At 66.4% G+C, this 21,193-nt stretch carries 13 protein-coding genes; 5 read left to right on the top strand and 8 right to left on the bottom strand.

The window, feature by feature from the left end; translation table 11 throughout:
• Window positions 1-13: 13 nt before the first annotated feature.
• Complete coding sequence (locus tag E3U47_RS04060) at window positions 14-3,142, top strand: efflux RND transporter permease subunit (RefSeq protein ID WP_134689726.1); 3,129 nt, start codon at window positions 14-16, stop codon at window positions 3,140-3,142.
• Entirely contained in the window at window positions 3,142-4,545 is a 1,404-nt protein-coding gene (locus E3U47_RS04055) for an efflux transporter outer membrane subunit (RefSeq protein ID WP_134689725.1), read from the top strand. Before E3U47_RS04060 ends, E3U47_RS04055 begins: the two co-directional genes overlap by 1 nt.
• A gap of 230 nt (window positions 4,546-4,775) precedes the next feature.
• Here the strand turns inward: E3U47_RS04055 and mobA are convergent, their stop codons facing one another.
• From mobA to E3U47_RS04040, 3 genes are all read right to left on the bottom strand, one after another.
• Complete coding sequence (mobA, locus tag E3U47_RS04050; RefSeq protein WP_134689724.1) at window positions 4,776-5,351, bottom strand: molybdenum cofactor guanylyltransferase MobA; 576 nt, start codon at window positions 5,349-5,351, stop codon at window positions 4,776-4,778.
• Window positions 5,352-5,412: 61 nt separating this feature from the next.
• Window positions 5,413-8,535, bottom strand: coding sequence for an efflux RND transporter permease subunit (locus tag E3U47_RS04045; protein WP_134689723.1), 3,123 nt, complete (start codon window positions 8,533-8,535; stop codon window positions 5,413-5,415).
• A gap of 11 nt (window positions 8,536-8,546) precedes the next feature.
• Window positions 8,547-9,722 (bottom strand): efflux RND transporter periplasmic adaptor subunit, encoded by a 1,176-nt coding sequence (locus E3U47_RS04040; RefSeq protein WP_134689722.1) that lies wholly within the window; start codon window positions 9,720-9,722, stop codon window positions 8,547-8,549.
• A 158-nt stretch (window positions 9,723-9,880) separates the two neighbouring features.
• Between E3U47_RS04040 and E3U47_RS04035 the strand changes: the two genes are divergently transcribed.
• Both E3U47_RS04035 and E3U47_RS04030 read left to right on the top strand, forming a co-directional pair.
• Window positions 9,881-10,582, top strand: coding sequence for a response regulator transcription factor (locus tag E3U47_RS04035; protein WP_134689721.1), 702 nt, complete (start codon window positions 9,881-9,883; stop codon window positions 10,580-10,582).
• A 6-nt stretch (window positions 10,583-10,588) separates the two neighbouring features.
• Window positions 10,589-11,884 carry an ATP-binding protein gene (locus E3U47_RS04030; RefSeq protein WP_134689720.1) on the top strand — a complete coding sequence of 432 codons (1,296 nt, stop codon included), beginning with the start codon at window positions 10,589-10,591 and terminating at the stop codon, window positions 11,882-11,884.
• Between the two features lie 19 nt (window positions 11,885-11,903).
• On the opposite strand, the gene E3U47_RS04025 is transcribed toward E3U47_RS04030, so the two are convergent.
• The 5 genes from E3U47_RS04025 to wecB form a co-directional block, all read right to left on the bottom strand.
• Window positions 11,904-12,989, bottom strand: coding sequence for a diguanylate cyclase (locus tag E3U47_RS04025; RefSeq protein ID WP_134689719.1), 1,086 nt, complete (start codon window positions 12,987-12,989; stop codon window positions 11,904-11,906).
• Between the two features lie 133 nt (window positions 12,990-13,122).
• Window positions 13,123-13,968, bottom strand: a complete 846-nt coding sequence (locus E3U47_RS04020) for a DUF4434 family protein (RefSeq protein ID WP_134689718.1) — start codon at window positions 13,966-13,968, stop codon at window positions 13,123-13,125.
• Entirely contained in the window at window positions 13,968-16,970 is a 3,003-nt protein-coding gene (locus E3U47_RS04015) for a phage receptor (protein ID WP_134689717.1), read from the bottom strand. Before E3U47_RS04015 ends, E3U47_RS04020 begins: the two co-directional genes overlap by 1 nt.
• Window positions 16,967-19,141, bottom strand: coding sequence for a cyclic di-3',5'-guanylate-activated glycosyltransferase NrfB (gene nrfB / locus E3U47_RS04010; RefSeq protein ID WP_134689716.1), 2,175 nt, complete (start codon window positions 19,139-19,141; stop codon window positions 16,967-16,969). The genes E3U47_RS04015 and nrfB overlap by 4 nt, the downstream gene beginning before the upstream one ends.
• On the bottom strand, window positions 19,138-20,292 hold the full coding sequence (gene wecB / locus E3U47_RS04005) for a non-hydrolyzing UDP-N-acetylglucosamine 2-epimerase (protein WP_134689715.1): 1,155 nt from the start codon (window positions 20,290-20,292) through the stop codon (window positions 19,138-19,140). Before wecB ends, nrfB begins: the two co-directional genes overlap by 4 nt.
• Window positions 20,293-20,609: 317 nt before the next feature.
• Between wecB and E3U47_RS04000 the strand changes: the two genes are divergently transcribed.
• Window positions 20,610-21,047 carry a PACE efflux transporter gene (locus E3U47_RS04000; RefSeq protein WP_134689714.1) on the top strand — a complete coding sequence of 146 codons (438 nt, stop codon included), beginning with the start codon at window positions 20,610-20,612 and terminating at the stop codon, window positions 21,045-21,047.
• The last annotated feature ends 146 nt before the right edge of the window (window positions 21,048-21,193 follow it).

Below are 21,193 nucleotides of genomic sequence, written 5' to 3'. Positions count from 1 at the left end.
CGAGGGTAGCGAGATGTCCAAGTTCTTCATCAATCGGCCGAACTTCGCCTGGGTCGTGGCGCTGTTCATTTCCCTGGCCGGGTTGCTGGTGATCCCGGCGTTGCCGGTGGCCCAGTATCCCAGCGTGGCGCCGCCACAGATTTCCATCAACGCCGTCTACCCGGGCGCGTCCGCCAAGGTGATGGTCGAGTCGGTGACCAGCATCATCGAGGAGTCACTCAACGGCGCCAAGGGCCTGCTGTACTACGAGTCCACCAACAACTCCAACGGCGTAGCCGAGGTAATGGTGACGTTCCAGCCCGGCACCGACCCGGACATGGCCCAGGTCGACGTGCAGAACCGCCTGAAGAAGGCCGAGGCGCGCATGCCCCAGGCGGTGTTGACCCAGGGCCTGAAGGTCGAGCAGGCCAGTTCCGGCTTCCTGCTGATGTACGCCCTGACCAGCGCCAGCGGTGGGCGTGACGACATCACCACCCTGGCCGACTATGCCGCGCGCAACATCAACAACGAGCTGCTGCGCGTCCCCGGCGTGGGCAAGCTGCAGTTCTTCGCCTCCGAGGCGGCGATGCGGGTCTGGGTCGATCCGCAGAAGCTGGTGGGCTACGGCCTGTCCATCGACGACATCGGCAACGCCATTCGTGGCCAGAACGTCCAGGTACCCGCCGGCAGTTTCGGCAGCACGCCTGGCGCCAGCGAGCAGGAACTGACCGCGACCCTGGCCGTGCAGGGCACCCTGGAAACCCCCGAGGCCTTCGCCGGCATCGTCCTGCGCGCCAACCCGGACGGCTCCAGCGTGCGCCTGGGCGACGTCGCGCGCCTGGCCATCGGCAGCGAGAACTACAACCTCTCGGCGCGCCTGGACGGCAAGCCCGCCGTGGTCGCCGCGGTGCAGCTGGCACCGGGCGCCAACGCCATCGAAACCGCGACCCTGGTCAAGGAGCGCCTGGCCGAGCTGTCGCAGTTCTTCCCGGAGGGCGTCGAATACTCGGTGCCCTACGACACCTCGCGCTTCGTCGACGTGGCCATCGAGAAGGTGATCCACACCCTGATCGAAGCCATGGTGCTGGTGTTCCTGGTGATGTTCCTGTTCCTGCAGAACGTGCGCTACACCCTGATCCCGTCGATCGTGGTGCCGGTGTGCCTGCTGGGCACGCTGATGATCATGAAGCTGCTGGGTTTCTCGGTGAACATGATGACCATGTTCGGCATGGTACTGGCCATCGGTATCCTGGTGGACGACGCCATCGTCGTGGTGGAGAACGTCGAGCGCTTGATGGCCGAGGAAGGGCTGTCGCCGACGGAAGCGACCATCAAGGCGATGGGGCAGGTGTCCGGGGCGATCATTGGTATCACCATGGTGTTGGCGGCGGTGTTCCTGCCGTTGGCGTTCATGTCCGGCTCGGTCGGGGTGATCTACCAGCAGTTCTCGGTGTCGCTGGCGGTATCGATCCTGTTCTCCGGCTTCCTGGCCCTGACCTTCACTCCGGCGCTGTGTGCCACGCTGCTCAAACCCGTGGCCCATGGGCACCACGAGAAAGGCGGTTTCTTTGGTGCCTTCAACCGCGGCTTCGCCCGTGTGACCGAACGCTATTCGCTGATGAACAGTGCACTGGTGGCCCGTGCCGGACGCTGGATGCTCGCCTATGTCGGCATCCTGGTGGTGCTGGGTTATTCCTACCTGCGCGTGCCGGAGGCCTTCGTGCCCGCCGAGGACCTCGGCTACGGCATCGTCGACGTGCAACTGCCGCCTGGCGCCAGCCGGGTGCGCACTGATCATACCGCCGAAGCGCTCGAGCAGTTCCTGATGTCTCGCGAGGCGGTGGCCAATTCGATCGTGGTGACCGGCTTCAGTTTCTCGGGCCAGGGCGAGAATGCCGCGCTGGCCTTTCCGACCTACAAGGACTGGTCGCAACGCGGCAAGGGCCAATCGGCGGCTGACGAAATCGTCGCGACCAACGAGCGCTTCGTGGCCAACGGCGACGGTGCCATCACCGCGGTCATGCCGCCGCCGATCGACGGCCTGGGCAACTCCGGCGGTTTCGCCCTGCGCTTGATGGACCGCGGCGGCCTGGGGCGTGAAGCGTTGCTGGCGGCTCGTGACCAGCTGCTGGCCCGCGCCAACGGCAACCCGGTGTTCCTCTACGCGATGATGGAAGGCCTGGCCGAGGCGCCGCAATTGCGGGTCAAGATCGATCGCGACAAGGCCCGTGCCCTGGGGGTGAACTTCGAGTCGATCAACAGCACCCTGGCCACCGCCTTCGGCTCGGCGGTGATCAACGACTTCACCAATGCCGGGCGCCAACAGCGCGTGGTGGTGCAGGCCGAGCAGGGCGAGCGCATGACCCCGGAAAGCGTGCTGCGCCTCTATGCGCCGAACGCCAGCGGCGAGCAGGTGCCGTTCAGTGCCTTCGCCACCACCCAGTGGGAGGAAGGGCCGGTGCAGTTGGTGCGCTACAACGGCTACCCGTCGATCCGTATCGCCGGCGACGCCGCGCCCGGCTACAGCACTGGCCAGGCGATGGCCGAAATGGAGCGTCTGGTCGGCGAGCTGCAACCCGGCATCGGCTATGCCTGGACCGGCCTTTCCTATCAGGAGAAGGTCTCCAGTGGCCAGGCCGCCGGCCTGTTCGCCCTGGCCATCCTGGTGGTGTTCCTGCTGCTGGTGGCATTGTACGAGAGCTGGGCGATCCCGCTGACGGTGATGCTGATCGTGCCGATCGGCGCCTTGGGCGCGGTCTGGGCGGTATTGCTCACCGGTATGCCCAACGACGTGTACTTCAAGGTCGGCCTGATCACCATCATCGGCCTGGCGGCGAAGAACGCCATCCTGATCGTCGAGTTCGCCAAGGAACTGTGGGAGAAGGGCTACAGCTTGAGTGACGCCGCCATCGAGGCCGCGCGCCTGCGTTTCCGCCCGATCGTGATGACCTCCATGGCCTTCATCCTCGGCGTGGTGCCCCTGGCCATCGCCACTGGCGCCGGCGCGGCCAGCCAACGGGCCATTGGTACCGGCGTGATCGGCGGCATGCTCAGCGCCACCTTGCTGGGCGTGGTGTTCGTGCCGATCTGTTTCGTCTGGGTGCTGAAGCTGCTCAAGCGCAAGCCGGCCCCGGTGCAACATGCTGTCGAGGTGACGAAGTGATGGTCATGGGTAAATATGCACTCCCGTTCGCGCTGGCCTTTACCCTGGTCGGCTGCTCCCTGGCACCGACCTACCAGCGCCCGGAGGCGCCGGTGGCGGCTGCCTGGGGCGATGCCGCCGGCCATCAGGGCAAGGCGGTGGAGCAGCTGGATTGGCAGGCGTTCATCGTTGATCCGGCCTTGCGCCAACTGGTCACCACGGCACTGGACAACAACCGCTCCTTGCGTCAAACGCTGCTGGATATCGAGCAGGCCCGCGCGCAGTACCGTATCCAGCGGGCCGACCGGGTACCTGGCCTGAATGCAGGTGCTTCTGGCAACCGCCAGCACCTGCCGGCGGACCTGTCGAACAGCGGCAGGGAAGGGGTCAGCAGCAGTTACCAGGTGGGGCTGTCGCTGCCAGAGTATGAAGTGGACCTGTTCGGTCGGGTCAAGAGCCTGAGCGATGCGGCCCTGCAGCAGTACCTGGCCACCGAGGAAGTCGGCCGTGCCGCGCGCATCGCGCTGATCGCCGAAGTGAGCCAGGCCTACCTGACCCTGGACGGTGCCGAACGGCGCCTGACGCTGACTCGCCAGACCCTGGCCAGCCGCGAGGACTCGCTGGCCCTGGTCGGCCAGCGGCGAGGCGCCGGCACGGCCACGGCGCTGGACCACCAGGAAGCGCTGGGGCTGGTTGAGCAGTCACGGGCCGAGCTGGAAGGCATCGTGCGCGAGCAGCGCCAGGCCTATAACGCGCTGGTCCTGCTGCTGGGTAGCGCCGAGGCGGGCAAGGTCATTCCGGCCGGGCGCTCGGCTGAGCCGATGGTCCTGCAGGACATCGCCCCAGGCGCGCCGTCGGCGCTGATCGAGCGCCGCCCGGACATCCTCGCCGCCGAGCACCGGCTGCGGGCGCGCAATGCCGATATCGGCGCGGCGCGGGCGGCGTTCTTCCCGCGGATCAGCCTGACCGGCAGCTTCGGCACCTCCAGCGCGCAGATGTCCGGGCTGTTCGACGGTGGCTCGCGTAGCTGGACGTTCATGCCCCAGCTGTCGCTGCCGCTGTTCGACGGCGGGCGCAACAAGGCCGGCCTGAGCCTGGCCGAGGCACGCAAGGATTCGGCGGTGGCCGCTTACGAAGGCACGATCCAGAGCGCCTTCCGCGAAGTGGCCGACGCCCTGGCCGCCACCGATACCTTGCGCCGCGAGGAAGCCGCGCGGCGTGCCCTGGCCGATACCAGCCGGGCGACCGAGGCGTTGGCCAAGGCGCGTTATGAGGGCGGGGTGGACAACCACCTGCGCTACCTGGACGCGCAGCGCAGCAATTATGTGAATGAGGCGGCCTTCATCGAGGCCAGCACCCAGCGGCAACTGGCACTGGTCGATCTGTTCCGTGCACTGGGTGGCGGTTGGCCGGACAAGGGCTGAAACCAACTCCTTTGGTTGGGGATTCCAACCGCTCGGCCCCGGGGATCTTTGCCTCGGGGCTTTTTTTATTCGGGTTTACACAAGCTGTGTAGGAGCGGCCTTGTGTCGCGAAAGGGCTGCACAGCAGCCCCGGGATCTCGTGGCGAGGCAAATATTGCCGGGGCCGCTACGCGGCCCTTTCGCGACACAAGGCCGCTCCTACAGAGGAGCGAGGTGTACCAAGGTCCAGGTTAATCCTGTAACCACTCCGGGCTATTGAAGTTGCTCAGGCGCAGGTCATCTTCAGCACATTCCAGGCCCTGCACGCTGTCCTGCAACAACGCCTTCTGCAAACTCCGCTCGCCCGCTTGCCAGGCCTGCTCCAGCAGCGGCAACAAGCGTCGCGGCAATACACTGAACATCGGCTGCCAGTAGCCACCCTGGCGCACCATGGCCGCGCTGTCGTGGGCCACCGACAATGTCAGCAGGTCTTCGATCAAGGCCTTGTCGATCCGTGGTGCATCGCAGGCCAGCAACACCACCCATTGATGCCGCGCCACCTTGAGCCCGCTGATCACTCCGGCCAGCGGCCCGGGGAAGTCCGCGTCGGCGTCGCCGACCAGCTGGTCGGCATAAGCCGCATAGGCTGCTTGGTTGCGGTTGCAAGAGATCACCAGGTCATCGCTGAGCGCGCGTACGGCACGCTGCACATGGGCCACCAGCGGCTCGCCGTGCCAGGTCAGCAGCCCCTTGTCGCGCCCGCCCATGCGCTGGCCGCGGCCGCCGGCAAGAACAAGGATGGAGCAGGGGGGAAGAACGTCGGGCATGAAAAAGGGTTCCGGGCAGTCAATGCCGGGAACCCTCCCATTTAACGCGGGGCTTGTCCAGTCAGGCTTCGCCGTTGGCCACCGCGCCGGCCTTGGCTTTACCACGCCGGGCCAGGCGCATCACCACCACGAAGAACACCGGCACGAACACCACGGCGAAGGTGGCGCTGAGCATGCCGCCAATCACCCCGGTGCCGATCGCTTGCTGGCTCGCCGAGCTGGCGCCGCTGGCGATGGCCAGCGGCACCACGCCGAGGATGAACGCCAGCGAGGTCATCACGATCGGCCGCAAGCGCAGGCGCGCCGCCTTGATCGCCGCGTCCACGGCATCGTGGCCCTGGTCCACCAGGTCCTTGGCGAACTCGATGATCAGGATGGCGTTCTTCGCCGAAAGGCCGATCAGGGTGATCAGGCCCACCTTGAAGAACACGTCGTTGGGCAGGCCGCGCAGGGTCACCGCGACCACCGCGCCGAGCACCCCCAGCGGCACCACCAGCAGCACCGCGGTGGGAATCGACCAGCTTTCATACAGCGCCGCCAGGCACAGGAACACCACCAGCAGCGACAGTGCCATCAGCAACGGCGCCTGGCTGCCGGACAGCCGTTCCTGCAGCGACAGGCCGGTCCACTCCAGGCCGGAGCCTGCCGGCAACTGCGCCACCAAGCGCTCGATCTCGGCCATGGCCTCGCCCGAGCTGAAGCCAGGCGCTGGCTCGCCGGAGATCGACACCGCCGGGTAGCCGTTGTAGCGGGTCAGCTGCACCGGCCCGGTCTGCCAGTGGGCACGCACGAAGGCGCCCAGCGGGACCATCTTGCCGGCGTTGTTGCGCACGTGGATCTTCAGCAGGTCTTCGACCTGGCTGCGCTGGTTGCCTTCGGCCTGTACCACCACCCGCTGCATGCGGCCCTGGTTGGGGAAGTCGTTGACGTAGTTGGAGCCCACCGCCGTGTCGAGCACCGCGCCGATATCGGCGAACGACACGCCCAGGGCATTGGCCTGGCGGCGATCCACCTCCAGCTCCACCTGCGGGCTTTCGGCCAGCGAGGCTTCGCGCACGTTGACCAGCACCTTGCTCTTGCGCGCCTCGTCCAGCAGTTGGTCGCGTGCCTGCATCAGCTCGCGGTGGCCCATGCCGCCACGGTCCTGCAGACGGAACTCGAAACCGGTCGACTCGCCCAGGCCATCCACCGGCGGCGGCAGCACTGCGTAGGCGATGGCATCCTTGAGCTGGGTGAAGGCCATGGTGGCGCGCTCGGCGATCGACTGCGCGCTGTCGTCGCCACCGCGCTCGGACCAGTCCTTGAGCGTGGTGAAGGCCAGCGCCGCGTTCTGCCCGCTGCCGGAGAAGCTGAAACCGAGGATCAGCGTGGTGTTGGCCACGCCAGGCTCTTCGGCGTTGTGCGCCTCGATTTGCTGCCCGACCTCGATGGTGCGTGCCTGGCTGGCGCCCGGCGGCAGCTGGATGTCGGTGATGGTGTAGCCCTGGTCCTCGGTGGGCAGGAAGGCGGTGGGCAGCTGGCTGAAACCGTACACCAGCACGCCGACCAGCGCGGCGTACACCAGCAGGTAGCGACCGCTGCGGGCCAGGGCGTGGGCCACCCAGCGCTGGTAGCCGTTGCTCATGCCTTCGAAGCGGCGGTTGAACCAGCCGAAGAAGCCCTTGCGCTCATGATGCTCGCCTTTCTCCAGCGGCTTGAGCAGGGTGGCGCACAGGGCCGGGGTCAGGCTCAGGGCGAGGAACGCCGAGAACAGGATCGACACGGCCATCGACACCGAGAACTGCTGGTAGATCACCCCCACCGAACCTTGCATGAAGGCCATCGGCAGGAATACCGCCACCAGCACCAGGGTAATGCCGACGATGGCGCCGCTGATCTGGCCCATGGCCTTGCGCGTGGCTTCCTTGGGCGGCAGGCCTTCCTCGGCCATGATCCGCTCGACGTTTTCCACCACGACGATGGCGTCGTCCACCAGGATACCGATGGCCAGCACCATGCCGAACAGGGTCAGCACGTTGACCGAGAAGCCCAGCACGTTCATCACCGCGAAGGTGCCCATCAGCGCCACCGGCACCACCAGGGTTGGAATCAGCGTGTAGCGGAAGTTCTGCAGGAACAGGAACATCACCGCGAACACCAGCACCATGGCCTCGAGCAGGGTGTTGATCACCTGCTTGATCGAGACCTTGACGAAGGGCGAGGTATCGTAGGGAATGTCGTACTTCACCCCGGCCGGGAAGTAGCGCGACAGCTCGTCGAGCTTCTGCTTGACCAGGGTCGCGGTTTCCATGGCGTTGGCGCCGGGCGACAGCTTGACGCTGAAGGCGCTGGTGGCCTTGCCGTTGAGGCGGGTGCCGTACTGGTACTCCTGGGCCCCGATCTCGACCCGCGCGACGTCACCGACAGTGACCGTGGAGCCATCGGTGTTGGCGCGCAGGACGATGGCGGCGAACTCCTCGGGGGTGCTCAACTGGCCCTTGACCACCACGTTGGCGGTGATCTCCTGGGTCGGTCGGCTCGGCAGGTCGCCGATGCTGCCGGGGGCGACCTGGGCGTTCTGCGCGGCGATGGCCTCGGCAACGTCGTTGGGCGTGAGGTTGAAGCCGACCAGCTTGGCCGGGTCGATCCAGATGCGCATGGCCCGTTCGGAGCCATACAGCTGCGCCTTGCCGACGCCCTTGAGGCGACGGATCTCGTTCATCACGTTGCGCGCGAGGATATCGGACAGGGCGATCTCGTCGAGGCTGCCATCCTCGGCGGTAAGGGTGGCCATGAGCAGGAAACCGGTGGACACTTTCTCCACTTGCAGGCCCTGCTGGGTTACCGGGCGTGGCAGGCGCGACTCGATCACTTTCAGGCGGTTCTGCACGTCCACCTGGGCCAGGTCCGGGTTGGTGCCAGGCTGGAAGCTGGCGGTGATGGTGGCGCTGCCCAGGCTGCTCTGCGACTCGAAGTACAGCAGGTTGTCGGCACCGTTGAGCTCCTGCTCGATGATGCTGACCACGCTCTCGTCCATGGTCGCCGCCGAAGCGCCGGGGTAGACGGCGTAGATTTCCACCTGCGGCGGGGCCACATCGGGATACTGGGCCACCGGCAACTGCGGGATGGCCAGGGCACCGACCAGGAGGATGAACAAGGCCACCACCCAGGCGAACACCGGGCGGTCGATGAAGAACTGCGGCATGGATCAGGCCCTCATTGGCCGTTGTGTTGGGCGACTGCGGTGGCGCCTGGTTGTTCGTCGACTTGCACCTGGTCGCCGGCCTTGACGTGTTGCAGGCCCTCGACCACCACGCGGTCACCCGGGGCCAGGCCCTCGCTGACGATCCAGCGGTCGCCCTGGGCGCTGCCCAGGGTCACCTGGCGTTCGCTGATGCGGTCCTGCTGGTCGACCACCAGCACCTTGGGCACTCCAGCACTGTCGCGCAGGATGGCGCGCTGCGGCACGCTGATGCCCTTGGGCTGCACGGCCTGCTCCAGGCGCACGCGCACGTAACTGCCCGGCAACAGGTCGAGGTCGGGGTTGGGGAACTCGCTGCGCAGGGTGATCTGGTTGGTGCTCGGGTCGACGCTGATGTCGGAGAACAGCAGCTTGCCAGCCAGCGGGTAGGCGCTGCCGTCATCCTGGATCAAGGTGGCCTTGACTTGGTCCTGGCCGACCCGTTGCAGCTCGCCGGCGCGCAGCGAACGGCGCAGGGCGTTGAGCTCGCGGGTTGACTGGGTGACGTCGGCGTGGATCGGGTTCAGTTGTTGGATGATCGCCAGCGGCGTGGTCTCGTTCTGGCCGACCAGCGCACCTTCGGTCACCAGGGCGCGCCCGACGCGCCCGGCGATCGGCGCGGTGACCGTGGCGTAGCCCAGGCTCAGGCGCGCGCGTTCCAGCGCGGCCTTGGCCTCGGCGACAGCGGCATCGGCCTGGAGGAAGGCAGCGCGGGAGTTGTCGTACTCCTGGCGGCTGACCGCCTTGTCGTCGACCAGCTCGCGGTAGCGCTGTTCTTGCAGGCGGGCCTGGTACAGGGTGGCCTCGGCCTTGGCCAGGGTGGCCCGGGCGCTGTCGAAGTCGGCCTTGAATGGCGCCGGGTCGATCAGGAACAGCACATCGCCCTGTTTCACGTCGCTGCCTTCGCGGTATACGCGTTTGAGCACCACGCCGGCGACCCGGGCGCGTACTTCGGCGGTGCGCGGGGCGAGGATGCGGCCGCTGAGTTCGGTGCTGATGGCCAGCGGCTGCACGGCCAGGGTTTCGACCCGGACCTGGGAGGGTGGGGCCTTTTCTTCCTGCTCGGCGGCGTCGTTGCAAGCGGCCAGGGAAAGGGTCATCAGCGCCAGCAGCGCCAGAGGGCGCAGGCGCAAAGCACGGAGCGTGGACATACGGATCTTCCAGGTTTGATCCAGCGTATGCTAAAGCAGCCGTTCGGGTGGCGGCTGTTAAGCTGTGTTGGGCGTGTGTGAAAAAGTGTGAACAATCGGCGGTGGCCCGCCCGGGATTCTATATCCTGCCTTACTTCAATCTTTCGTCAAATCCCCTTATGCCGAACATTCTCCTGGTCGAAGACGACAGCGCCCTGTCCGAGCTGATTGCCAGCTACCTGCAACGCAACGATTTCCATGTCCGGGTGATCGCCCGGGGCGACCATGTGCTGGAGGACTTTCACCGGCACAAGCCGGACCTGGTGATCCTCGACCTGATGCTGCCGGGCCTCGATGGTTTGCAGGTGTGCCGCCTGCTGCGCCAGGAGTCCCAGGGCCTGCCGATCCTCATGCTGACGGCCCGCGACGACAGCCACGACCAGGTGCTGGGGCTGGAAATGGGCGCCGACGACTATGTCACCAAACCCTGCGAACCGCGGGTGTTGCTGGCGCGGGTGCGCACCTTGCTGCGCCGCAGCAGCGTCAACGAGCCGCGCCTGGACAGCGACTTGATCCAGATTGGCGGCCTGCGCATCGACCTGGCCGAGCGCAACGTCAGCTGGCGCGGCGAAGAAGTGGAGCTGTCCAGCGGCGAGTACAACCTGCTGGTGGTGCTGGCGCGCAACGCCGGCGAGGTGATGAGCCGCGACCGGATCCTCCAGCAATTGCGCGGTATCGAGTTCAACGGCACCGACCGCTCGGTGGACGTGGCGATTTCCAAGCTGCGCCGACGTTTCGACGACAGCGCCGGCGAGGCGCGCAAGATCAAGACCGTGTGGGGCAAGGGCTACCTGTTCAGCCGCGTCGAGTGGGAGTGCTGAGCCAACATGCTGAAAATCCTGGTGCGCCTGTACCTGGTGATCATCGTCGCCTATGCCGGTGCCTTGCTGCTGATCCCCGATGCCATCGTCGGGCTGTTCCATGAGCGCTTCATGGCCTACAACTTGGATCAGGCCAAGGGCGTGCAGACCCTGATCGTTCGCCAGTTCCAGCAGACGCCGCAGGCGCAGTGGCCGGCGCTGGAGAAAGACCTGGCCGCGGCGTTCAGCCCGCTGGAGGTGACCTTGCAGCGCATCGACCAGGCCGACCTCGCGCCGGAGGAAAAGACGCGCCTGGCGCAGGGCCTGTACGTGGTGCGCCTGGCCGATTGGGGCTACTACGAAACGGCGCTGGCGCCGCTGAACCAGCAATGGCTGGTGCGCCTGCACTCGCCGGACGATCCGCTGGACATCAACCTGCTGTCCTGGGGCGTGACGGTGCTGATCGGCGCGGCCATGCTCGGCTGCCTGCTGCTGTGGGTATGGCCGCACTGGCGTGACCTGGAGCGCCTGAAGGAAACCGCCCGGCGCCTGGGCCAGGGCGCGATGAGCGAGCGTACGCAGATTCCGCCGCGCTCGAACATCGGCGAGCTGGCGGGGGTGTTCGACACCATGGCCGGTGACCTGGAGCGCCACGTCAACCACCAGCGCGAACTGCTCAACGCGGTGTCCCATGAGCTGCGCACGCCGCTGACCCGGCTGGATTTCGGCCTGGTACTGCTGTACGACGAGGTGCCGCCGGCCAGCCGCAAGCGCCTGCTGGAGCTGGTGGGGCATGTACGCGAACTCGACGAGCTGGTGCTGGAGTTGCTGTCGTACAGCCGCCTGGAGAACGCCGACCAGGCCCGCGAGCGGGTCGAGGTGTCGTTGCTGGAGCTGGTCGACAGCGTGCTCGGCGGTTTCGCCGAGGAGCTCGACAGCCGCGGTATCCAATGGGAAGTGCGCTGCGAGTCCGAACTGCCGCGGTTTGTGCTCGACCCGCGGCTGACCGCCCGGGCGGTGCAGAACCTGGTGCGCAATGCCATGCGCTATTGCGACGAGAGCCTGGTGCTGCGCCTGCGCCTGGAAGACGGGGCCTGCCTGTTGACGGTAGAGGACGATGGCATCGGCATCCCGCCAGAGGAGCGCGAACGGATCTTTCAGCCGTTCTACCGGTTGGATCGCAGCCGCGATCGCAATACCGGTGGGTTCGGCCTGGGGCTGGCGATCAGCCGGCGGGCCATCGAGGGGCAGGGCGGCACGCTGACGGTGGCGCAGTCGGCGCTGGGCGGGGCGCAGTTCAGGATTCGCTTACCCGCTGGTTGATGCCGCGGCTGAAGCGGCATCATCGCGGCTGGCTTGCCGACCAGGTCGCGCAGCGGTCCTTGCCAGCGCGCTTGGCTTCGTACAACGCCTGGTCGGCCCGCACCAGCGCCACGCTCAGGGTATCGCCACGGTCGACCCGGGCCAGGCCGATGCTGATCGTCACCGGGTGCGCGCTGTCGTCCTCGCGCACGCGCTGGCACAACGCCGCGGCCTGCTGCTGGGCCGCAGGCTCATCCAGCCCCTGGAAGAACACCGCGAACTCCTCGCCGCCCAAGCGGGCGAACTCATGCCCGCTTGCTGCCCCCTTGATATGCCCCGCCACGCGCTTGAGCACTTCATCGCCGACGTCATGCCCGAAGCGGTCGTTGACCTGCTTGAAATTGTCGATGTCGATCATCGCCAGGTATTGCCTGGGCCCGCCCAGTTGCAGTTGGTGCTCGGCCTTGGCCATGAACGAGCGGCGGTTGGGGATCTCGGTGAGGGTATCGATATAGGCTTGTTCCAGCAGCACCTTGGTCAGGTAGAAGTTGTGCAGCTTGGCCTGGCGGATGCGCAGGTAGCTGTAGCTGACCAGGCCGCTCAGGCATAGCGCGTAGCTGAGCAGCATGGCGCCTTCGAGCTCCAGCACTTGCAGGCCGGTATGGTAGAACGGCGTGAGCAGTGCCCAGGTAATGGCCATGGTGCAGAAGAACGACCAGCGCCGTACTGGCAGCACCGACACCGTGTACAGCACGGTGGAGACACCGAGCATCAGCCACAGCGGCCGCAGGGTGATCGGCACGCCCTCGATCACCAGGCGCATGGCCAGGGTGATGACGGTCACGAACAATAGGTTGAGCACGTCGAAGTGATGGCTCTTGCGGGTGAACCCCAAGACCACGGTGAGACAGCAGAGCAGGGCGATGAACAGGCCCGAACGCCAGGTGAAGTCCTGCCTGCCCAGGTAGCTGACAATCAGGTCGAAGACCAGCCAGATGGCGATACCGATACAGAAGATCAGCAGGCAGAAGCGGCGCATGGCCTCGAATTCGTGCTGGCGAAACTCGGCGCGCAGGGCGGCGGGGGCGACCTGCTTGCGGATATGGGTTTCGAGGGTCTTGTACATGGAGGTTGTTGTCTGCGTGTCTTCAGGGCTGTCAGGCCTCTGTAGGAGCGGCCTTGTGTCGCGATAGGGCCGCAGGGCGGCCCCGGCGATCTTGCATGCCGCTGCGCGACCCAATCGCGACACAAGGCCGCTCCTACAGCGCGTCCAGTTTTAGCACATTCTTGGCCCAGGGCCGATAGCGCAGAGCGAACACGGCTTCGGCATGGCAACCTCTGCTCAGCGCCGGTTGCGCAGGTTCCGCGCGGAACGACTGGCCAGGCTTGCTGACCTGGCGAAACGCCTCGCGCACGATGCCCACCCGGCAGGGCAGGGCCTGTTCGTAGCCTTGGCGTACCAGCGGCGCCAGGCGGCCTGTGCCGGCGCCGTCCTGCCACCAGACGTTCAGGCCAAGGCTGGCCAACTGCTCCAGCCACGCGCCAGTGACCCGCGGCGACAGCTGGCCGGCGCTGAACGCGCTGATATGCAGGGGCTTGTCCAGCTGCCGGTTGAAAGCCTGCAACTGCGTGTGCAGCGCATCGCGCCTGGCCGGGTCGCGAAAGTGCAAGTCGTCCAGTTCCATGGGCAGGTACCAGCCCGAGACCGACAGCGCCCAGCTGGCCTTGAGCTGTTGGTATTGGCTCAGGGAGCGGCCCAGTTGCGCCTTGAAGTAGCTGTTCAGACCTTCGCCATCGAGTTGTTCCAGGCGCTGGTAGTAGGCCGGGTCCATGTACAGGCCCAGCACCAGATCCAGGCCCTGGGCCTGGGCTTCGCGCAGGCTGTTGGCGAGCCAGCCCTGGGCACCGCCGAAATCGCTGTCGCCGTAGGCGCTCCATTGCACGATCAGGGTCTTGCCGCCTTGGGCCACGGTTGCGCGCCACAGCTGCTGCCATTGGGTGGAAGTCACGTCAGCATCGCGGTTGAGCGGCTGGTAGAACAGGCGCTGGTCAGCCTGGACAGGCAGGCACAGGGCCAACAGGCAGATAGCCAGTAAGGTGCGCATCAGAAGTTCATCTCCACACCCACCAGCACGCCATTGGCGCGCACGTAGAGGTTGCCGCCCAGTGCCTGCTGGTACTCGGCGCGTACTTTCAGCGATCCGCGATAGGCGTTGTAGCGGTCGTCGTCTAACCACCATTGCCAGCGCACCCCCACCCCGGCGCGGGCATCCTGGCGCCAGTCGTTGCTCGGGTCCTGGCTGGCGAATTCGATGAAACCGTAGGGCATGATGCTTTGCGGCGAGTTACCGGGCAGCTTCCAGGCATGGCCCTGCTGGAAACGCGACAGCCAGGCATGGTCGCCGGCGCGGGTCCACCAGGCGGCGTCGAGGTAGAGGAAACGCTCGTCCCAGTCATCCTCGTCGACACGCCAGTCGTTGCGGTACTTGCCCTGGTCGAGGAACGAGGCGGTGGCACGCAGCAGCAGGTCATTGCTCGACTCGGCGTGGTGGCGCAGGTCACCCCAGTTGCCGCCGACCTTGGCCGGGCTGAGCAGCTCGCCCAGGCTCAGGCCGTTGTAGTGCTCGCTGTCGATCTGGCGCTGGTGGTACAGCTCGGCGTACAGGTTGAGGTTGGCCTGGCCCAGCGGCTTGTAGCGCAGGCCCACGCCGGTGCCCATGCTCTGGGCGTAGTCGGTGCGGCTCTGGCCGCCGAACAACACCCGGCCGTAGACCGACAGGGTACTGCCGTTGCGGCTGGGTTCCTCGCCCAGGGCATGGTCCCACATGGCCAGCTGGACATTCTGCGAGCGCGCCTTGCGCGAGGTGCCGCTGCGCTCACCGGTGTCGAGGAACTTGTCGTTGGTCGAGGTGCCGGCCGGCGACCAGGTGCTGGCCAGGGTGATGGTATCGCGCCGCGACAGGGTTTCATGGGCGCGGCGCTGGCGGTACTTGCGGGCCTCCAGGCTGCCGTACTCGTCGTCGCCGTCGACCAGGTTGTGCTCGACGTCCAGCACCCGGCGCAGTTCTGCGCGAGCGGCGGCGCTGTCCTCGGCTTCGTCGTAGCGCAGGGCCAGGGTTTCGCCGAGGCGGTAGTCCTCGGGGAAGTCGCGGGTAGCGCGTTGCAGATAGGGAATCGACTGGCGGCGCAGGGCCTTGTCCTCGGCGCCGGCCAGGCGCATGCCATAGTCGGCGCGATAGCGTGGCTGCTCCGGCGCCAGGCGCACGGCTTCGGCCAGCCAGGCGGTGCTCTGGGCCGTGTCGCCAGCCTGTTGGGCGGTGCCGGCGGCGGCATAGTAGTGATCGGCGCGTGGGCCGTGGCGCAGCGCTTCACGTTGGAAGGCCAGGGCTTGCTGAGCGTCGCCCTGGCGCTGGGCGATGGCGGCGCCCAGTGCCCAGTCATCGGCACTGCGGTGCGCCGCCGCGTCCCAGTGACGGCGGGCGGTGCTGGCGTCACCGGCATTCAGCGCGCCACGGGCGGCGGTCAGCCGGGCGTTGTCGTTCCAGGCGCTGGCCGGCAGGCTGTTCCAGATCGGCAGGGCCGCGACAGGATCACCCGAGGCCTCCAGGGCATAGGCCAGGGGCAGGCGGCTGGCAGGGTCGCCCAGGCGCTCGGCGGCCTGGTAGTAGACTACTGCCTCGCCGGGCTGGGCGGGCATGGCGCAACGGCCAAGCGCGCGGTACTGGCCGGGCTCGGTGGGCGTGGCCGGTACCGCCTGGCGCACAGCGTCGCACTGTCCGGCCTCGGCCAGGCGGCCGAGCAACTGGGCACGGGTGGCGGCATCGACCCGTGGGATCAGGAGCAGCATGCGCTGGCGGTTCAGCGGGTCATCGTTGCGCGCATAGAGGTTGCCCAGGCGTTGCAATAACGAGGGCGTCAGGCGCCCCTGGCGCTGGTCGTAGGCGCGTTCGAGCAACTGCCGGGCACGGTCGGCCTGGCCTTGCTCGAGCAGCATGAAGGTGGCTTGCTCCAACGCTGCGAGGTCGCCGCCCTGGCGGTAGCGCTGCTCCCATTGCGCCACGGTACGGGGCTGTGGGGGCTGGGGCGGATCACCGTAGAGGCGCTGCTTGAGGACCGCGTAGCTCCGTTGGTTGTCGCCGGCCTGGCATTGGCCCAGTTGCTCGCGGGCCAGGGCCAGGTCCTTGTGCGACAGCCAGTCGACGGTCTCCAGGCACGGGCGCTGCAATTCATTGCTCAGGCGCCGCACCAGCGGCGCGTCGTCGCCTTCGCGTGCCAGTTCCCACAGTTGCTGGCGCTGTTCGGGGTGTTGCAACTGTTCCTCAGGCAGGCTTTGCAACCAGCGCTCGGCCTGCTGGTTGTGGCCCATGGCAATGGCGCGGTTGGCCATGGCCAGGCGTGTTCGGGTTGCCGCCTCCTGGGACGGTGCGCTGGCCAGCAGCTTGTTCAGGCCTTTTTCGTCGACCTGCTGCACATAGGCATTGGCCAAGCGTTGCCAGTCTTCGGCAGGTAGCTCGCCCTTGTCGGCCAGCGGTTGCAACTGGTCGATGGTCTCGCCCCAGTTGCGCAACTGCTCGGCGAAGTTGGCCCGGGTGCTGCGCAGCACCAGGCCGTCGTCGCGCACCGGCAGGTGGTTGAGCCATTCCAGTGCCTTGGCCGCGCCACCGAACTTGGCCAGGCTGACACTATAGGCTTGCCACAGGCGCACGCGCTGCTGGCCCTGGCTGTTGGCGAGCCAGGCCTCCACCTGGCCGGCGGGCGGTGGGTCCTGTTCGATCCAGGTCAGGCGCAGTTCCAGCAGGGCGTCGGCGTGCTCGGGGTTGTCGTCGAGGTCCTCGGCGATGGCCTCGGCCTCCTGATAACGCCGCTGGTGCGCCAGGGATGCTGCCAGCAGGGCACGGGCCTCGTTGTTATTCGGCACGCGTTTGAGCAGGTGGCGGGTCAGGCGCTCGACCTCCGCCCAGTTGTCCTTCTGCGCTTCACGGTAGCCGCGCTCCATGAACGGATAGCTGGTGAAACGCTGGAAGTCGGTCATCGGCGCGGTTGGCGCGGCCAGGGTCGAAGAACACAGCAACAGGCTGGCGAGCGCCAGGGAAATACCGGGCTTCATGCCACCTCCCGGGCCAGTTCATAGGCCGCCTGTTGTTCGCTGGCCTGTTCGGCAAGGGCCTGTTGCAGCACGGCTTCGGTAATGATGCCGCGGGCGATCAGGTGCTCGCCCAGGCTCTGCTGCTCGGGGTTGAAGTCGATCAGCGCCTGGTTGAACAGGGTGACCGGCACCATGCCGCGCACTTGCAGCAGGGCACCGAGCATCACCTGGTGGCTGCTGACCTTTTCCAGCAGCTCGGCGTCGTCCTGGTGACGCTCCAGCACCGCGAGCATCTCGCGGGTTTCCGGTTTCTGCCAGGGGCTGGGGTAGTGGTGGCGCAGGCCCAGGGTCACCCGGCCCTGGGGGGCCAGGCGGGCGCGCACCGGGCGCTTGAGCTGGCGGCTGATGACGCCCAGGGACACCTGGCTGACCGGGCTTTCGCTGGCCAGCACCAAGGTTTCGCCATCTTCTTCCACCGGCAGCACGCCGTAGTGGGTGGCCAGCTTGCGCGGCAGCTTGGCGATCAGCGCTGGGGCAATCTTGAACGGGTTGAGCGGCGCCCAGGGCAGGTCCAGCTGTTCGGCCAGGGCCTCGACCAACTGCTCGCTGCTGATCCAGCCGCGCAGCAGCAGTTCGCGGCCCAGGCGCCGGCGTACCGGGCTGGTGATCGCCTGCTGCAGCTGTTCTTCGTTGATCAGGCCTTTATCTACCAGGCGATGGCCCAGCGGCGTGCGCGCCGGCGAGGCGAGGGCGGGGAACTCGTGGGTGGTCTTGTCCCAGGCCACGCGCCGCGAATCGCCCATCTCCATCACCTGGCGCAGGGCGCGCAGGTTGGCGAAAAAGTTGACGAAGTTGCTCCACATCATCCGCGGTGCCGACAGCAGGCCCTCGAAGATGCCGTAGTAGCGAGTGACGAACCAGAAGCGCTGGAACAGGCGGTTGAACAGCAGCAGGCCGTTGAGCCACAGCAGCGTGGTGAGCAGGTGGCTGTCGCTGAGGATCGACATGAAGCGCCACGACTCAGGGGCAATGACGGTGACCAGCCACATGGCCAGCAGCACCAGCAACAACAGGTTGACCAGGAAGCTCAGCAGGTAGGCGAACAACCCGCGACGGTCGCGCCAGAGGAAATAGTTGAGCGCGCCCTTGCGACTCCAGCCCAGGTTGCTGGTGCCTTGGAATACGATGCCGACGATCCACCGTGATTTTTGCCGGATGGCGTGTTGCCAGTCCCGCGGGAAGTGCTCGCGCACGCAGATCACCTGGGCGAACTCACGGCTCATGCCCAAGCGCCATTCCTGCTTCAGGGCCAGGCTGGGGTCGGTGATCGAGTAGCGGGCGAAGATGCACTTCATGCCCTTTTGCTTGAGACGAAAGCCTATGTCGTAGTCCTCGGTCAGCGACTGCACATCGAAGGCGATGCCGTCGCCGTCCTCGAGCAGGGCACTGATCGCCCGGCGGCTGAAGCAGGTGCCGACGCCGGCGCTGGGCACCTGGCCGGTGAGGGCCTCGCGCACGATCACGTCCTTGCCGTGGTTCTCGGCGAACTCGTCGACGTAGTGGCCAGCAGTGAAGCCTTTCCATTCTGGGGCATAGGGGTACACCGGGATCTGGATCATGTCCTTGTTCGGCAGCAGGTAGTTGTACAGCCGCAGTTCCATGGGCGAGATCACGTCCTCGGCGTCATGCAGGATGAAACCGGCGAACTCGATGCGCGCGTCCTGCTGGAAGCGCAGGATGGCGTCGATGATGTTGTTCAGGCAGTCGGCCTTGCTAGTAGGGCCCGGGCGGGCGCAGACCACCTTGTGCACGTTGGGGTAGTGCAGGCACACGGCATCGACGTCGGCCTGGGTCTGTGGGTCGTTGGGGTAGGTGCCGACGAATATCTGGTAGTTCTCGTAGTCGAGGGTCGAGGCCGCCAGGCGCGCCATTTCGCCGACCACGCCGACTTCGTTCCAGGCTGGCACCATGATCGCCAAGGGCTTCTCCGCTACCTCGAACAGACGCTTCTCGTCGGCTTTCTCGTACTTGTCGTAGATGCGAAAGCGGCGGATCAGCTTGCGGCCCCAGTAGCACAGGTCGATGAACAGATCGTCCAGGCCGAGCACGAACATCAAGGCGGCCAGGACGATGGCCAGGATCTTCAGGCCAAACAGCACATAGGTGAGGAAATCGATGAAGGCCAGGCTCATGCGTCGTCCCGTGCGGCAGATTGCTCGGCGAACCAGCGGCTCAGGCGTTCGGCGATGCGCTCGCTGGCGTGGCCGTCGCCGAAGGGGGTGTAGACCTGGGCCATGCGCTCATAGGCAACCGGGTCGTCGAGCAGCTGGCTGGTCTCCTGGACGATGCGCTCGGTGAGCGTGCCGACCAGCTTGACCGTGCCGCCCTTGAGCACCGCGGGGCGCTCGGTGACCTTGCGCAGCACCAGCACCGGCTTGCCCAGCGCGGGGGCCTCTTCCTGCACGCCGCCGGAGTCGGTGAGGATGATGTGCGCGCGGTTCATCAGCCAGACGAAGTGCGGGTAGTCCTGGGGCGCGACCAGATGGATGTTGTCGCGGCCCGAGAGCACGCTGTACACCGCGTGCTGCACCTGCGGGTTGAGGTGCACCGGGTAGAGGAACTGCACGTCCGGGTAGCGCAGGGCCAGTTCGGCCAGGGCCAGGCAGATGCGTTCGAAGCCGCTGCCGAAGTTCTCTCGGCGATGGCCGGTGATCAGCACCATGCGCTGGTCGTCACGCAGCACATTGAGCGGGGAGTCGTCGGCGGGGTGCCAGTTGTCCTTGTTCAGCTTGTCGCGCATCCACAGCAGGGCGTCGATCACCGTGTTGCCGGTGACCTCGATGTGCTCGGGCGGCACCCCTTCGCGGATCAGGTTGGCGTCGGAGTCGCGGGTGGGGGTGAAGTGCAGGTCGGCGAGCACGCCGGTCAAGCGTCGGTTGGCTTCCTCGGGCCAGGGTTGCTGCAGGTTGCCGGTGCGCAGGCCAGCCTCGACATGACCGATGGGAATGTGACGGTGGAAGGCGGCCAGCGAGGCGATGAAGCTGGTGGTGGTGTCGCCGTGGACCAGGACGATATCGGGCCTGACCTGTTCATAGGCCTGGTCGAGCTTGTCCAGCAGGTCGCGGGCCAGGCCGTTGAGGGTCTGGTTCTGGGTCATCACCTGCAGGTCCTGGTCGACCTCGAGGCCAAAGGCGGTGAGGACCTGTTCGAGCATTTCGCGGTGCTGGCCGGTGGAGCAGATCTGCAGGTCGACCTCGGGCCAGTCGCGCAGCACCCGGGCCAGCGGGGCCATCTTGATCGCTTCCGGGCGGGTACCGAATACCATCATCACGGTGTAGGCCATCGTGGAGTTCCTCGTTCGATTCCCTGGACGAAGTTGTACGACGTGTCGCCGCTTGCACGTGATAGATACAAGCAGCCGAATGCGGGGTTGTCCAATGCGCCCGATGACCCTCAAAGCAGCAGGGCAAACCCTGGCGAGGCGTCATGCAAGCGGGGTCGTGTCGGCGCGGGAAGGGGGCCGGACACCAGGGAGATACAGCTTGCGGAAACGTTTATGCTAGTTTTTCTTGATTGAACGGTCAGTCAATAAAGTATTTCTGACTTTTACTTGTAGGACAGTTTTAGTAACGTGATGGGTCTTTTCTGAGGGGGCTGCACATGCAAGGCAAGGCGCGCAAAGTCGTTCAGGCCATCCTCTACGAGGCCATTGCCGTGGCTTGCGTGGCGCCGGCGCTGGAACTGGCGTTCAGCGCGGGCATGGCGCAATCGACGCTGCTGTCGATCCTGATGTCGGGCATCGCCATGAGTTGGAACATGGCCTACAACTGGGCGTTCGAGCGCTGGGAGGCGCGCCAGCAAAAGCGCAGCCGCACCTTCATGCGCCGCTTGCTGCATGCGTTGGGCTTCGAGGGTGGGCTGGTGCTGCTCCTGCTGCCGCTGGTGGCGTACTGGTTGGACATCAGCCTGTGGGCGGCATTGGTGACCAACCTGGCGTTGTTCGTGTTCTTCTTCGCCTATGCCTTTGTCTTCCAGTGGGGCTTCGACAAGGTCTTCGACGTGCCGGTGTCGGCGCAGGAGGCCGCCGAGGGCTGCTGAGGACTGGTTGGCGGCGGGCTGGGTGACACTGTTGCCGGCGAACACTGCCAAGCACCGCGTCGCCTGGTTCGCCAGCAAGCTGGCTCCTACGGGCCAGGCAGGTCGCAATCAGTGTAGGAGCCGGCTTGCCGGCGAACACCGGCGTC

It is taken from the genome of Pseudomonas sp. RIT623, from assembly GCF_004519305.1.
Lineage (GTDB): Bacteria > Pseudomonadota > Gammaproteobacteria > Pseudomonadales > Pseudomonadaceae > Aquipseudomonas.
This window is presented reverse-complemented; position numbering and strand designations above follow the sequence as displayed.